11 protein-coding genes are annotated in these 12,919 nt (G+C 61.0%); 4 read left to right on the forward strand and 7 right to left on the reverse strand.

Going from position 1 to position 12,919, the window contains the following annotated elements; translation table 11 throughout:
- Window positions 1–9: 9 nt before the first annotated feature.
- Entirely contained in the window at window positions 10–1,335 is a 1,326-nt protein-coding gene (gene gltX / locus ACR0D8_RS15935; RefSeq protein WP_480647965.1) for a glutamate--tRNA ligase, read from the reverse strand.
- A gap of 59 nt (window positions 1,336–1,394) precedes the next feature.
- Window positions 1,395–1,829 (reverse strand): DUF1801 domain-containing protein, encoded by a 435-nt coding sequence (locus tag ACR0D8_RS15940; RefSeq protein WP_480647967.1) that lies wholly within the window; start codon window positions 1,827–1,829, stop codon window positions 1,395–1,397.
- 115 nt (window positions 1,830–1,944) lie between these two features.
- On the opposite strand from ACR0D8_RS15940, the gene ACR0D8_RS15945 reads away from it, so the two are divergent.
- A complete protein-coding gene (locus ACR0D8_RS15945) occupies window positions 1,945–2,877 on the forward strand; it encodes an MBL fold metallo-hydrolase (RefSeq protein ID WP_480647969.1) in 933 nt (310 codons plus the stop codon).
- Between the two features lie 5 nt (window positions 2,878–2,882).
- Here the strand turns inward: ACR0D8_RS15945 and ACR0D8_RS15950 are convergent, their stop codons facing one another.
- From ACR0D8_RS15950 to ACR0D8_RS15960, 3 genes are all read right to left on the reverse strand, one after another.
- Entirely contained in the window at window positions 2,883–4,211 is a 1,329-nt protein-coding gene (locus tag ACR0D8_RS15950; protein WP_480647971.1) for an NAD(P)/FAD-dependent oxidoreductase, read from the reverse strand.
- Window positions 4,212–4,371: 160 nt separating this feature from the next.
- Window positions 4,372–4,656 carry a hypothetical protein gene (locus ACR0D8_RS15955; protein WP_475154343.1) on the reverse strand — a complete coding sequence of 95 codons (285 nt, stop codon included), beginning with the start codon at window positions 4,654–4,656 and terminating at the stop codon, window positions 4,372–4,374.
- Window positions 4,657–4,948: 292 nt separating this feature from the next.
- Window positions 4,949–6,607 carry an NAD+ synthase gene (locus ACR0D8_RS15960; RefSeq protein WP_480647973.1) on the reverse strand — a complete coding sequence of 553 codons (1,659 nt, stop codon included), beginning with the start codon at window positions 6,605–6,607 and terminating at the stop codon, window positions 4,949–4,951.
- A 147-nt stretch (window positions 6,608–6,754) separates the two neighbouring features.
- On the opposite strand from ACR0D8_RS15960, the gene ACR0D8_RS15965 reads away from it, so the two are divergent.
- Entirely contained in the window at window positions 6,755–8,212 is a 1,458-nt protein-coding gene (locus ACR0D8_RS15965) for an MORN repeat-containing protein (RefSeq protein WP_480647975.1), read from the forward strand.
- A gap of 10 nt (window positions 8,213–8,222) precedes the next feature.
- Here ACR0D8_RS15965 and ACR0D8_RS15970 read toward each other — a convergent pair whose 3' ends face one another.
- Complete coding sequence (locus ACR0D8_RS15970; protein WP_480647977.1) at window positions 8,223–8,888, reverse strand: SDR family NAD(P)-dependent oxidoreductase; 666 nt, start codon at window positions 8,886–8,888, stop codon at window positions 8,223–8,225.
- A 244-nt stretch (window positions 8,889–9,132) separates the two neighbouring features.
- On the opposite strand from ACR0D8_RS15970, the gene ACR0D8_RS15975 reads away from it, so the two are divergent.
- Entirely contained in the window at window positions 9,133–10,701 is a 1,569-nt protein-coding gene (locus ACR0D8_RS15975) for a 2-isopropylmalate synthase (protein WP_480647978.1), read from the forward strand.
- Window positions 10,702–10,881: 180 nt separating this feature from the next.
- Here ACR0D8_RS15975 and ACR0D8_RS15980 read toward each other — a convergent pair whose 3' ends face one another.
- Window positions 10,882–11,667, reverse strand: a complete 786-nt coding sequence (locus ACR0D8_RS15980; RefSeq protein WP_480647980.1) for a 23S rRNA (adenine(2030)-N(6))-methyltransferase RlmJ — start codon at window positions 11,665–11,667, stop codon at window positions 10,882–10,884.
- A 155-nt stretch (window positions 11,668–11,822) separates the two neighbouring features.
- Between ACR0D8_RS15980 and ACR0D8_RS15985 the strand changes: the two genes are divergently transcribed.
- Window positions 11,823–12,869 (forward strand): rod shape-determining protein, encoded by a 1,047-nt coding sequence (locus ACR0D8_RS15985; protein ID WP_039523195.1) that lies wholly within the window; start codon window positions 11,823–11,825, stop codon window positions 12,867–12,869.
- Window positions 12,870–12,919: the final 50 nt, after the last annotated feature.

Here is a 12,919-nt window from a genome sequence, read left to right on the forward strand (position 1 = left end):
TTGTGCCGGTCAGTCCCGGGCGCGGATAACCTGCAACAGCGGCAGCAGGGCTGCCATTTCGGGTCCGCGCTCCATACCGGTCAGCGCCTTGCGCAGCGGCATGAACAGGCCCTTGCCTTTTCGCCCGGTTGCCTCTTTCACCGCGCTCGTCCATTTGCCCCAGGTCTCGCCGTCGAACGGGCCTTCGGGTAACAGAGCCACAGCCTCAGCGATGAAGTCGCGATCCTCTTCGGCGATCAGGGGTTCGGCACCGTCGCGGCACAGTTCCCACCAGCCTTTGAGGTCACCCAGAGTGGTGATGTTCTCGCGTGCCATCGCCCAGAACGGCTCGGCCAGATCCGCAGGCACACCCGCCTCGGACACCGCCTCGGACACCTCCGCCAGAGACAGCGATTGTAGGTGTTTCGCGGTTAGCGGGAACAGGTCCTGAACGTCGAACTTGGTCGGCGCCGCGCCGAAACGGCTGACATCGAATCCTTCGATCAGCTCGGCCATGTCCGCACGCTGCTCAACCGGATCAGACGACCCAAGACGCGCCATCAGGCTCAGCAATGCCATCGGCTGCACACCCTGTTCACGCAGATCGCGCAAGGCCAGAGTGCCCAAACGTTTCGACAGCGCCTCTCCCTGTGGACCCGTCAGCAGAGAATGGTGGGCGAAGCGCGGACACTGACCGCCCAGCGCTTCGATGATCTGAATCTGCGTTGCCGTGTTGGTCACGTGGTCCGAGCCGCGCACGACGTCGGTCACGCCCATTTCGGTATCGTCAACCACAGACGCAATCGTATAAAGAACCTGACCATCGCCCCGGATCAGCACCGGATCGGATACTGATGCCGCGTCGATAGAAATGTCGCCCAGAATTCCATCGGTCCACTCGATCCGCTCATGATCCAGCTTGAAACGCCAGACGCCATTGCCACGCTCGGCGCGCAGGGCCTCTTTCTCGGCATCGCTGAGGTTCAGCGCCGCGCGGTCATAGACCGGTGGTTTGCCCATGTTCAGTTGCTTCTTGCGCTTGAGGTCCAGCTCGGTCGGCGTCTCGAACGCCTCATAGAAGCGGCCCATTTCACGCAGCTTGTCAGCGGCCTCGGCATAGCGGTCCAGCCTGTCCGACTGACGCTCGATCCGGTCCCAGTGCAGGCCCAGCCACTCCATATCCTGCTTGATGGCGTCGACATATTCTTCTTTCGACCGCTCGGGATCGGTGTCGTCAATGCGCAGGATGAACGTGCCGCCCGCCTTGCGGGCGATCAGATAGTTCATCAGGGCGGTGCGCAGGTTGCCCACATGGATGTAACCGGTGGGCGACGGGGCAAAACGGGTGGTGGTCATGGAGTTCTCCTGTTGGCGCGGCTCTTGTCACAAAGGCGCGATTTTGTCCAGCAGGGGTTTCAACTCGGCTCGACCGGCCAGTGCCGATCAAGGTCTTTCAGCCCGGCGCGGATCAGTTCCGACAAGACGTCCAGTTCGATATCCGCCAGCTTGTTCACATACAGGCAGGACTTACCCAGCTTGTGCTTGCCCAGCCGGCTCAGGATATCCGCGAAATCCGCATAGCCGGGCATGATGTAAATCGACAGCGCAGTCTTTCGCGGAGAAAATCCCGTCGCCAGAAACTCGCCCTCGCGCCCGGATTTGTAGCGATAGTGATAGCGCCCGTAGCCCACGATTGAAGGCCCCCACATCACAGGGGAAAACCCCGTCACCTCTCGAAATAGGGTATCCAACCTCCGCGCGTCGGCGGCCTTCCCCGCCGGCTGGACAGCCGTCAGAAAGTCATCCACGCTTTGTCCGGTGGGAACTGTCTTGTTTCCGGATCGGGCCATAGACAAGAATTAACACGGAATGTTCATCCACGCAGCCCGTTTCAAGAGGGTATAACTGGTAAGAGACTCGCGCCGACCTACGTCTTGCAAGTGTGTTCTGACAGGGAGAACCAAAATGACTATGAAACTGACACGCCGTGCGGCACTGGGAACCGCTGCGGCATTACCGTTTGCCACAGCAGCTTCGCCGGTTCTGGCGGCCGGAGCCGAAGCCAAGGCCAATTCGACCATCGCCAAATCCTTCACCTTGGGCGATTTCACCGTCACCACGTTGCTGGATGGCAGCCTGCCGCGCGACGGCGCAAAGGAGATCTTTGGCGGGGGCGCCTCGGACGAGGACTTTGCCCGGGTTTCGGCGGACAACTTCATCTCACCGGATGTCGCGCAATTCTTCTTCACGCCCACGCTGGTTCATACCGGGTCCGAACTGGTCCTGTTCGACACCGGGCTGGGGCAAGGCGGAATTCAGGCCGCGCTGGCGGACGCTGGCGTATCCCCGGACCAGATCGACGTGGTCGTCATCACCCACATGCATCCCGACCACATTGGCGGCATGACTACAAATGACGCGCCAACCTTCGCGAATGCGCGCTATGTGACCGCATCGCCTGAGTATGATTTCTGGGCGGCACAGGATGCAGGCAACCGCGTCGGCGATCTGGTCGCAGCCAAGGTTACTCCGCTGGCCGAGAAAATGACATTTGTCGAAGATGGCGGCACTGTGGCACCGGGAATCACTGCTGTGGCCGCTTATGGGCACACGCCCGGGCATACGGTTTATCACCTTGAAAGCAACGGACAGCGGCTGGTTCTGACGGCGGATCTGGCCAATCACTATGTCTGGTCGTTCGCGCATCCGGAATGGGAGGTGCGGTTCGACATGGACAAGGCCGCCGCCACCGCATCCCGGCGCAACGTGCTGGGGATGCTGGCCGCCGACAAAGTGCCGATGATCGGATATCACATGCCCTTCCCCGCAGCCGGTTTCGTGGAGACCCGCGGTGACGGCTTCCGCTTTGTTCCGGTCAGCTATCAGATGATGGGCTGACGAGCTCAGAAACCCGCGTCCGGCCGCACTTTCGAGCCGTCCGAAAAACGCGACAGTCGGAAGGCGGCCGGATCGACACACGGCGCAGTTCCCGTGACCAGATCCGCCATCAACCGGCCCGCGCCTGGGGCGATCCCAAAGCCGTGGCCGGAAAACCCGGTTGCGATGAACATGCCCTTAATATGATCCACGCCGGAAATCACCGGGATCGCGTCCGGCGTGACGTCAATCAGGCCTGCCCAGCTTTGCACGATCTCGGCGTTTTCAAGCACCGGCAAACCGCGCCGCGCCTGCCGCCACGCCCGCCGCAGCAATTTTTGCGACGGTTCGGGATCAAGAACGCGGCAATGTTCAAATGGCGTAACATCGGTGGGCAGCCACCTTCGATCTTGCCCTGCCTCTTCCGCCCAGCGCCGCGACAGCCGGAACCGCAGGGATTTCCACTCCTGCGAAAAGGCCGGCAGGAACTGAAGGCAAAGCCGAAAACTGTCCGGAACGATATCAACGACATTCCCGTGCCCCGAGGCGATGGTATAACCGCCGTCATCCCGTTTTCTTATGGCAAAATCATCTGACCAAAGGGCTGTCTCCGGCCCTTCGGCGGGTGAGGAGCGCAACACCGTGTTCAGCACTTTCAGTTGGGGCAGGTCGATCCCCGCGTTTCCGGCGAACAGGCGAGACCAGGCTCCACCCGCCAGGACCACCCGATCGCAGGTGACACGGCCGCGTTCCGTGAACACCCCGGCGATGCGGTCATTCTGGATATCCAAACTGCGCACAGCGCAATTAGTCATCAGAACGGCACCTCTGTCGCGTGCCGCCTCGGCAATCGCCGGGGCCGCCCATTGTGGTTCTGCACGACCGTCCCGGGGCATGTGCAGGGCGGACTTGAGGCCGGTACGGTTGTCCGGGATCAATGCCTCCAACTCGGACCCAGATACGATTTTAGCACCGGTTTGCATCCCGTCCACATTCCGCAGCCAACGATCAAGTTTGGCCCTGTCCCTGTCGGTAGAAGCGCCAAACAATATGCCCGAGCGGGTGTAACCCGTTCTGCGCCCGATGCGCTGGTCCAGCCCCTGCCAAATACTCAGCGCCTCGGCCATTAGCGGGATTTCCCGCGGGTCGCGCATTCCCAGACGCACCCACCCCCAGTTGCGAGAGCTCTGCTCGCCCCCAATCTGACCCTTCTCGCACAACAGTACGGTCAACCCCCGCTCAGACAGTTCCAGGGCGGTGGCCGCACCGATGATTCCGCCGCCTATGACGACAACATCAACAATTTTGGGCAGGGAAAGATCCGGTTCAACGGGGGTTGGTTTCGGGCCGGGCATCAACCGCTCTTTGCTTCATTACCTTGGCAGCAATGAAGGCGCGAGACCGGCGCGCAGGCAACATGCGATCTGCACTCTGGTGACGATATTCAGAAGATGTGGCTATATCGCCAAAGGCGCGCCCTAAAGGTCGCGCTGTTCCATTCTGAATAACGGAGATTCAGGCTGCGCCGCGCAGCTCGGCCCATTTCTGTCGCAGTGTGGCCGCCAGCCCGGAGTCTTTCGGCAGGTCCTCTTCGTCCATCGCCTCTTGCCGGGGCAGTTCAGGAAACACCGCCGGAGTAACAGGCGCCACGGCTGCAGGTTCAGGCTCGTCCGGATCCTCTTCGCTCAGCAAATCGGCAATCGCCGAATCCAGCTTTGCCTCATCCAACGCACGCCCCTCGGACTCCATCGTTTTCCATTGCAGCGGCGGGTGAAGCGGTTTGTCATATCCCTCGTACATAATAACACCAAATCGTTAACTCAGACATTTAACACCGGATGCGCCACGTTTGGTTCCGTCGTTTAGGTTCCGACATTGCCCCGAACCAGAAGCTGTAACGCACTGCCCCATATGGGGCGTCAATTAAGCTAAAATGTGGCAAAAAAATGTCGCGCCATCAAGCCGTCAGCCGCATTGAGGCCGTGAAAAGACGTCATTGACGTTGAATGCCGAAACAATGGCAAATCCCAACTAATCACTGGTCAGTCTTTAGAAACAGCGCAGCCGGAGAATATGGCACTTTTCGTTCTGATCAGTCGCGGTCGCGCCACCGATTGACGATTGGATACCTGCGATCCAGCCAAAATGCCCGACTGGTCAGGCGGGTACCGGGCGCGGACTGAAAACGCTTGTATTCGCTGACATAGATCAGGTTCTCGACCCGGCGCGCCTCGGCCTCGTCGAACCCGGCCGCCACGCAATCCGCAATCGAACCGTCCTGATCCACCAGAATGGTCAGAATGGCGTCCAGTACAGGGTAATCCGGCAGGCTGTCGCTGTCCTTCTGATCCTCGCGCAATTCCGCGCTGGGCGGTTTGTCGATGATCGAGGGGCGGATCACCTCACCTGCGGGGCCCGCCATCCAGCTTCGGTGATTGGCGTTGCGCCAGCGGCAGGTCTCGAACACCCGCGTCTTGTAGAGATCCTTGATGGGGTTATAGCCGCCGTTCATGTCGCCATAAATCGTGGCATATCCCACCGCGACTTCGGACTTGTTGCCGGTGGTCAGCAGCATTTCGCCGAACTTGTTCGAGATCGCCATCAACAGCAATCCACGCAGGCGCGATTGGATGTTCTCTTCGGTCAGGTCCTCATTGCGCCCGGCAAACAGTGACGCCAATGTCTGGGTTACCGCCGCCCGGCTGTCCGAGATCGGAACATAGTCATAATGAACCCCCAGCGCCCTGGCGACAGCTTCGGCATCGTCCAGTGAAGCCTGGCTGGTGTATTCAGACGGCAGCATCACGCATCGGACGTTATCCGCACCAAGGGCATCAACCGCAATGGCGGCGACAAGGGCGGAATCGACGCCGCCGGACAGACCCAGCAACACCTTCTTGAACCCGGTCTTGTCCATGTAGTCGCGCAGGGATTGAACCATCGCGCGATAATCCTGCTCCCACTCATCGGGTTGCGGCACGATTTCGGCGGGCACGATACGCCAGCCGTCATCGCCGCGTTCCAGATCGATATGCGTGATTGCCTCGTCAAATACCGGCATCCTGAACGCCAGCTCTCCGCCCGGGTTCAGGCCAAAGGTCGCGCCGTCGAACACCTGATCGTCCTGACCACCGACCATGTTGAGGTAAATCAGCGGCAGGCCGGTTTCGACCACGCGGGCCACCATATGGTTCAGGCGCACGTCGTATTTGTTGCGGAAATAGGGCGAGCCATTGGGGATCAGCAGAAATTCGGCTCCGGTTTCCTCAAGCGTTTCGGCCACATCCGGGTGCCAGCTGTCCTCGCAGATCGGGCTGCCGATACGCGTATTGCCAACCGAATACGGCCCGCCCAAAGGACCGGCATCATACAGGCGCACTTCGTCGAACACCGTCTCGTTGGGCAGATGATGTTTCAGCGCCTTGCTGCCGATCCGCCCGCCCTTGAGGATCAGGTAGGCGTTGAAAAGGTTGCCATCTTCGGTCCAGGGTCCGCCAATGGCTATCGCCGGACCCTCGGCGCACCGCGCCGCCAGCGCTTCGACCGCCGCCATCGCAGCCCGGTAGAAGACCGGCTTCATCACCAGATCCTGAGTGTTGTAGCCGGTGATGAACATCTCGGGAAACGCCACCAGATCGGCCCCGGCTGCCCGCGCCTCTTCCCACGCGGCCATCGCCTGCGCCGCGTTGCCGTCGATATCCCCCACAACAGGGTTGAGTTGCGCCAGAGTGATGCGGAAACGGTCGGCCATGCTGCCCTCTTGCCCTCGTCGGTCCTAATGCCATTTAGCAGATCATTGCGCGAGTAAAAGGCAAATGCGGCAAAACCCGTTGCTCTGCCCCCTTCGGTACCTTAGTTTTGCGAAAAAGGGATCAAAACCGGGCAGTCAGGAACGACCATGAACGTTTTCCGCACTTCAATTGCTGCAACAACATTGGCGCTGATCGCCGCGGGTGCCGCGGCGCAGGACGGGCAGGTGATTGTCGCGGATGACGATGTGGGCGGCGTGTATGAAGGCACGTTCGAAAACGGCCTGCGCCACGGAACCGGCAGCTATCGCCTGCCCAATGGGTTCCAGTATGAGGGCGAATGGGTCGAGGGCGAGATTCAGGGCAAGGGTATCGCCCGGTACGTCAATGGCTCGATCTATGAAGGGACCTTTGCCAAGGGTCAGCCCGAAGGGCGTGGCAAGATCGTGTACCCGGATGGCGGCAGCTACGAAGGGGAATGGGCCAACGGGTCGATCAACGGGCAGGGTGTTGCCACCTATGCCAATGGCGCGCGCTATGAAGGCGGCTTCAAGGATGCCCGTTATCACGGAAAGGGCGTGATGACCGATCCTTCGGGCTATAGCTATGACGGGGATTGGGTCGACGGCGTTAAACAGGGCAAAGGCAAGATAACCACGGCGCAGGGCAGCGTTTACGAAGGCGATATCGAAAATGGCCAGCGTCACGGTCAGGGCACTCAGACCTCGGCGGACGGTCAGGTGTATACCGGCACCTGGACCCGCGATCAGGTCACCGGAACAGGCCGCTTGCTTCAGGCCAACGGCGATCTCTACGAAGGTGAGCTTGTCGATGGGCGCCGTCAGGGTCAAGGCAAGGCGACCTATGCCAATGGCGCGATTTACGAAGGCGAATATTCGGACGACCGCCGCCACGGCACAGGGCGCTTTCTGGGCACCGACGGGTTTGATTACTCCGGCCAGTGGGCGGACGGTCAGATCGAAGGGTTCGGCGAACTGACCTATCCCGACGGTTCGACCTATGTTGGCGATTTCAGCGCCGACCTGCCCCATGGCAGGGGCATGCACACCTTTGCCGACGGCATCATCTATGACGGCGACTGGATTGCCGGAATCTTCGAGGGTCGCGGCACCGCCACCTACCCCAACGGCGTCGTTTACACTGGCCAGTTCAAAAACGGTCTCAGCCACGGCACCGGCGTTCTGACCTTTGCCAACGGATACCTGTACGAGGGCGAGTGGGCCGACGGTGTCCGTCAGGGCAAAGGCAAGGCCAGCTTTCCGGACGGTACCGTCTATGACGGCGATTTCGAGAACGGCCAGCGCCACGGTCAGGGCACCATCACCATGCCGACCGGCTTCACATATACCGGCGGCTGGGTCAGCGGTAAAATCAGCGGCACCGGTGTCGCGACCTTTGCAACCGGCGACGTCTATGAAGGCGGGTTTCTGGACAACAAGCGCCACGGGGACGGTACCATGCGCTATGCCAACGGCACCGAAGAATCCGGGCTTTGGCAGAACGGCGAACTGGCAACGCCAAACGAAGACGCAACGGACTCTTCTCCTGAGGCGGTGGTACCCGAAGCGACAAACTCGGACGGCTAGGCGGGACGCGTCACCAGGGCACCGGGTTTCCGGCCCAGTCGAAGAACCCGCCGCTGTCTTCAGGGGACAGACCCTTCGTGACGGTCAACAGGTTTGCAGCGGCCTCATCCGGTGAAACCGCCGGATGGCGGCCAAGGTATTTTCGGGTAAATTCGGTTCTCACCGTACCGGGATGCAGCGCCACGCAGATCGCCCGGGCATGTGTCCGTGCCAGTTCAATCGCACTGGTCCGAACAATCTGGTTAACTGCCGCCTTTGCCGCACGGTAGCTGACCCAGCCGCCCAGACGATTGTCCCCGATCGACCCGACGCGGGCTGAAAGCACCGCAAACACGGCACGCCGGTCCCGCGGCAGCAGGCGCGCGGCATGGGCCAGGACCAGAGCCGGCCCGACGGCGTTCAATGCGAACTGATCCATCATCGCCTGCGCCGAAACGGCCCGAATCGTCTTTTCCGGTGCCGCACCGTCGATTTCCAGGGCCCCCGAGGCGATCAGGATCAGGTCGAACCGGTCGGAGATTGCATCAAGCGCACGGTTCACACCCTCCGGGTCGGTCAGTTCAAACCCGTCGGCTGAACGGGACAATGCTGTCACCACCACTCCCTGGCATTCCAACTGCCGGCAAACGGCCTGCCCGACTCCGCCTGACGCGCCAATAATCAATGCCTTGTCCATATCCGATCACCTAGCCGCCCGCCGCAAAGGGTCAAATTGGTCTTTTCATTCCAGGCAAGCTCTGTATAACTTCCGTCCTATGATCAACCGCGCAGATATCCCTTTTGCCGACGCCGCCCTTCGCGGTGCGTCTCTGCGTGGCCTACTGATCCTAATCCGCCTCTGAGCGTGCCATTCGGCGCGCCCGCTCAGAGGAGGACGCCCGCGCGCCATAGGCTTTAGGACAGACAAGAAAGAGATTCCCATGACCAACGTGACCGACCAAGACCGCGTCTTGATCTTCGATACCACTTTGCGCGACGGCGAGCAGAGCCCCGGCGCAACCATGACCCATGACGAAAAGCTGGAGATCGCCGAGCTGCTGGACGAGATGGGCGTCGACATCATCGAAGCCGGTTTCCCCATCGCGTCCGAGGGCGACTTCAAGGCCGTCACCGAAATCGCGCAGCGCGCCAAAAACAGCCGGATCTGCGGTCTGGCCCGCGCCAATTTCGCCGATATCGACCGCTGTTGGGAGGCGGTGAAGCACGCCGGGAAGAACCGGATTCACACCTTTATCGGCACCTCACCGCTGCACCGCGCCATCCCCAACCTCACGCAAGACGAGATGGCCGAGAAGATCCACGAAACGGTCAGCCATGCGCGCAACCTGTGCGAAAACGTGCAATGGTCGCCGATGGACGCGACCCGCACGGAATGGGATTACCTGTGCCGCGTGATTGAGATTGCGATCAAGGCGGGTGCCACGACGATCAACATCCCCGACACGGTGGGGTACACCGCCCCGGTTGAATCCGCGGACCTGATCAAGCGCCTGATCGAGACCGTACCAGGCGCTGATGAGGTGGTGTTTGCGACCCATTGCCACAACGACCTTGGCATGGCGACCGCGAACTCTCTGGCGGCCGTCGCAGGTGGCGCACGGCAGATCGAATGCACCATCAACGGTCTGGGCGAACGCGCGGGCAACACCGCGCTGGAAGAGGTGGTGATGGCGCTGCGCACCCGCAACGACATCATGCCCTGGAACACTGGCATCGACACCACCAAGATCATGCATATCTCGCGCCGGGTTGCGACGGTGTCGGGCTTCAACGTGCAGTTCAACAAGGCAATCGTCGGCAAAAACGCCTTTGCCCATGAAAGCGGCATTCATCAGGACGGCATGCTGAAGAACCGCGAGAATTTCGAGATCATGCGCCCCGAAGATATCGGCCTGTCCGGCACCTCGCTGCCCTTGGGCAAACACTCGGGCCGGGCCGCATTGCGCGACAAGCTCGAAACGCTGGGCTATGAGGTGGGTGACAATCAGCTCAAGGACATTTTCGTGCGGTTCAAGGATCTGGCCGACCGCAAGAAAGAGGTGTTCGACGACGACCTGATCGCGTTGATGACGCTGGACGATGCGGACGATCACCTGCAACTGGTCTCGATGAAGGTGACCTGCGGCACCGGCGGGCAGGCGGAATCGACCGTTGAACTGGAAGTGGATGGCAAGGATGTCATCGCGACTGAGCATGGTGACGGTCCGGTGGATGCCACCTTCAAGGCGATCCGGACGATCCATCCCAACACGGCGCGGCTGCAATTGTATCAGGTTCACGCAGTGACCGAAGGCACCGACGCTCAGGCCACCGTTTCGGTGCGGCTGGAAGAGGACGGCATGATCGCCACGGGCCAGTCCGCGAATACCGATACCGTGGTGGCGTCGGCCAAAGCCTATATTCACGCGCTGAACCGGCTGATCATGCGCCGCGAAAAAGCCGGACCCGGGGCTGACACGCGTGAGATCAGCTATAAGGATCTGACCTGACCGGTTAGGGGCAAACGGGCTCCCGCACCCGCAGCTGTCCGGCTGCGCCGAACACCCTAGCGGCATTGGGCCCGGCAGCGCGCAGGCGCGCTGCCGGGCCCAACTCGGGCGGCTGCATCTCTGATGCTGGCAACCGAGGCGGGAGCATTCGCCGACCTGCGCCCATCAGATGCTCACGTCTCAGAGGCGCGCGAAGATGTCCGACAAACGGTCGGTTTCTTCCGCGATGCCATAGGGCGCGTTCGCGATGAACATGCCTGATCCGATCATCCCGTGACCTTTTCTTGCCGGTGCGAATTCCACCTCATGACAGATGGATTTCGGCAGATTCTGCCCCTTAAGCGCCGAGATCATTTCCCGGTGCCGCCCGTCTGCCAGAATCGGATACCAAACGGCAATTACCCCTACGTTCCACTTGCGATGCAGGCTGGCGACGATTCCGGGCAGGCGGCCATATTCCGATTTCACTTCATAACTCGGGTCGATCAGGACCATCCCGCGCCTTGGCGCCGGGGGCAAAAGGGATTGCGCCAGCTCATATCCATCCTGTTTGTAGACCTTCGCGCCAGTGCCTGAGAGTGCGCCAGACAGCGCCCCGTGTTCCTGCGGGTGCAACTCGGCAAAATGCAGGCTGTCGCCATCCCGCAGCAGGCCAGCCGCGATCAGGGGCGACCCGGCATATGCATCAGCGCCGTAACGCTCCTGAACCCCGGCCAGCGCCCGCGAAAGGGGGTGTGTCGCGTCAAACCAGTCCTCCTTGCGGGCCCGCCCTATTCCGGCGGCGGCCTCACCGGTTCGCAGGGCTTCGACGGCGTCCAGATGGTAAAGGCCGCGCCCGGAATGGGTTTCAAGATAGGTCAGGGGCTTATCTTTGCGGGTCAGATATTCCAGCATCCACGCCAATAATGCGTGCTTTTGCACATCAGCCAGATTCCCGGCGTGGTAAATGTGTTGATATGAGAGCATTTTGCCTTCTAAAGTCCCTGTCAATAAGGCGGAAAGGTGCTGATTGACGCGGAATCAGCCCTTTTACCGGGCGAGATGGCACCCTATAAGACATCCGTCCCGGAACCGTCGAGTCGCGGGCAGTTGAAATTCTGACGAACGGGATCAGTGAAAACATGGGAATCTTTGGCAATCTGGGCGGCCTGTTCACTGCGGACATGGCCATTGACCTTGGGACAGCGAACACGCTGGTTTATGTCAAAGGGCGCGGCGTGATACTGTCTGAACCGTCGGTAGTGGCCTATCACGTCAAGGACGGTGTGAAAAAAGTGCTGGCCGTGGGCGAAGACGCCAAGCTGATGCTGGGCCGGACCCCGGGCTCGATCGAAGCGATCCGCCCGATGCGCGAAGGCGTTATTGCCGATTTCGATACCGCCGAGGAAATGATCAAGCATTTCATCCGCAAGGTGCACAAGCGCTCGACCTTTTCGAAACCCAAGATCATCGTCTGCGTCCCGCACGGCGCGACACCCGTTGAGAAACGGGCAATCCGACAGTCGGTTCTATCCGCAGGCGCGCGCCGCGCGGGCCTGATTGCCGAACCGATTGCGGCGGCCATTGGCGCCGGCATGCCGATCACCGACCCGACAGGCAACATGGTCGTCGATATCGGCGGCGGTACCACCGAAGTGGCGGTTCTGTCGCTGGGCGACATCGTATACGCCCGCTCGGTCCGTGTCGGCGGAGACCGGATGGATGAGGCGATCATCTCGTACCTGCGCCGCCAGCAGAACCTGCTGGTCGGTGAATCCACCGCCGAACGGATCAAAACCACCATCGGCACCGCGCGCATGCCCGACGACGGCCGCGGCCAGTCGATGCATATCCGCGGTCGCGACCTGCTGAACGGTGTGCCCAAGGAAATCGAGATCAGTCAGGCCCAGGTGGCCGAGGCTCTGTCGGAACCTGTCCAGCAGATTTGCGAGGCGGTGATGACCGCGCTGGAAACCACTCCGCCCGATCTGGCCGCCGACATTGTCGACCGGGGCGTGATGCTGACCGGTGGCGGCGCGCTGCTGGGTGACCTGGACCTCGCCCTGCGCGAACAGACCGGGCTGGCCGTGTCGATCGCCGATGAAAGCCTCAATTGTGTGGCTTTGGGTACCGGCAAAGCGCTGGAATACGAAAAACAACTGCGCCACGCGATTGACTACGAAAGCTAAGGCGCGCACCCTTGTGAAATAGGGTAAAATCGGGCGCGAGCAGCACGGGA

The sequence above is a fragment of the Ruegeria sp. BG10 genome, from assembly GCF_056538575.1.

What these genes read in the sequence shown, in the direction of transcription:
- gltX (WP_480647965.1), bottom strand. Translation starts at nt 1,335, where the DNA reads ATGACCACCACCCGTTTTGCCCCGTCGCCCACCGGTTACATCCATGTG.
- ACR0D8_RS15940 (WP_480647967.1), bottom strand. Translation starts at nt 1,829, where the DNA reads ATGGCCCGATCCGGAAACAAGACAGTTCCCACCGGACAAAGCGTGGAT.
- ACR0D8_RS15945 (WP_480647969.1), top strand. Translation starts at nt 1,945, where the DNA reads ATGACTATGAAACTGACACGCCGTGCGGCACTGGGAACCGCTGCGGCA.
- ACR0D8_RS15950 (WP_480647971.1), bottom strand. Translation starts at nt 4,211, where the DNA reads ATGCCCGGCCCGAAACCAACCCCCGTTGAACCGGATCTTTCCCTGCCC.
- ACR0D8_RS15955 (WP_475154343.1), bottom strand. Translation starts at nt 4,656, where the DNA reads ATGTACGAGGGATATGACAAACCGCTTCACCCGCCGCTGCAATGGAAA.
- ACR0D8_RS15960 (WP_480647973.1), bottom strand. Translation starts at nt 6,607, where the DNA reads ATGGCCGACCGTTTCCGCATCACTCTGGCGCAACTCAACCCTGTTGTG.
- ACR0D8_RS15965 (WP_480647975.1), top strand. Translation starts at nt 6,755, where the DNA reads ATGAACGTTTTCCGCACTTCAATTGCTGCAACAACATTGGCGCTGATC.
- ACR0D8_RS15970 (WP_480647977.1), bottom strand. Translation starts at nt 8,888, where the DNA reads ATGGACAAGGCATTGATTATTGGCGCGTCAGGCGGAGTCGGGCAGGCC.
- ACR0D8_RS15975 (WP_480647978.1), top strand. Translation starts at nt 9,133, where the DNA reads ATGACCAACGTGACCGACCAAGACCGCGTCTTGATCTTCGATACCACT.
- ACR0D8_RS15980 (WP_480647980.1), bottom strand. Translation starts at nt 11,667, where the DNA reads ATGCTCTCATATCAACACATTTACCACGCCGGGAATCTGGCTGATGTG.
- ACR0D8_RS15985 (WP_039523195.1), top strand. Translation starts at nt 11,823, where the DNA reads ATGGGAATCTTTGGCAATCTGGGCGGCCTGTTCACTGCGGACATGGCC.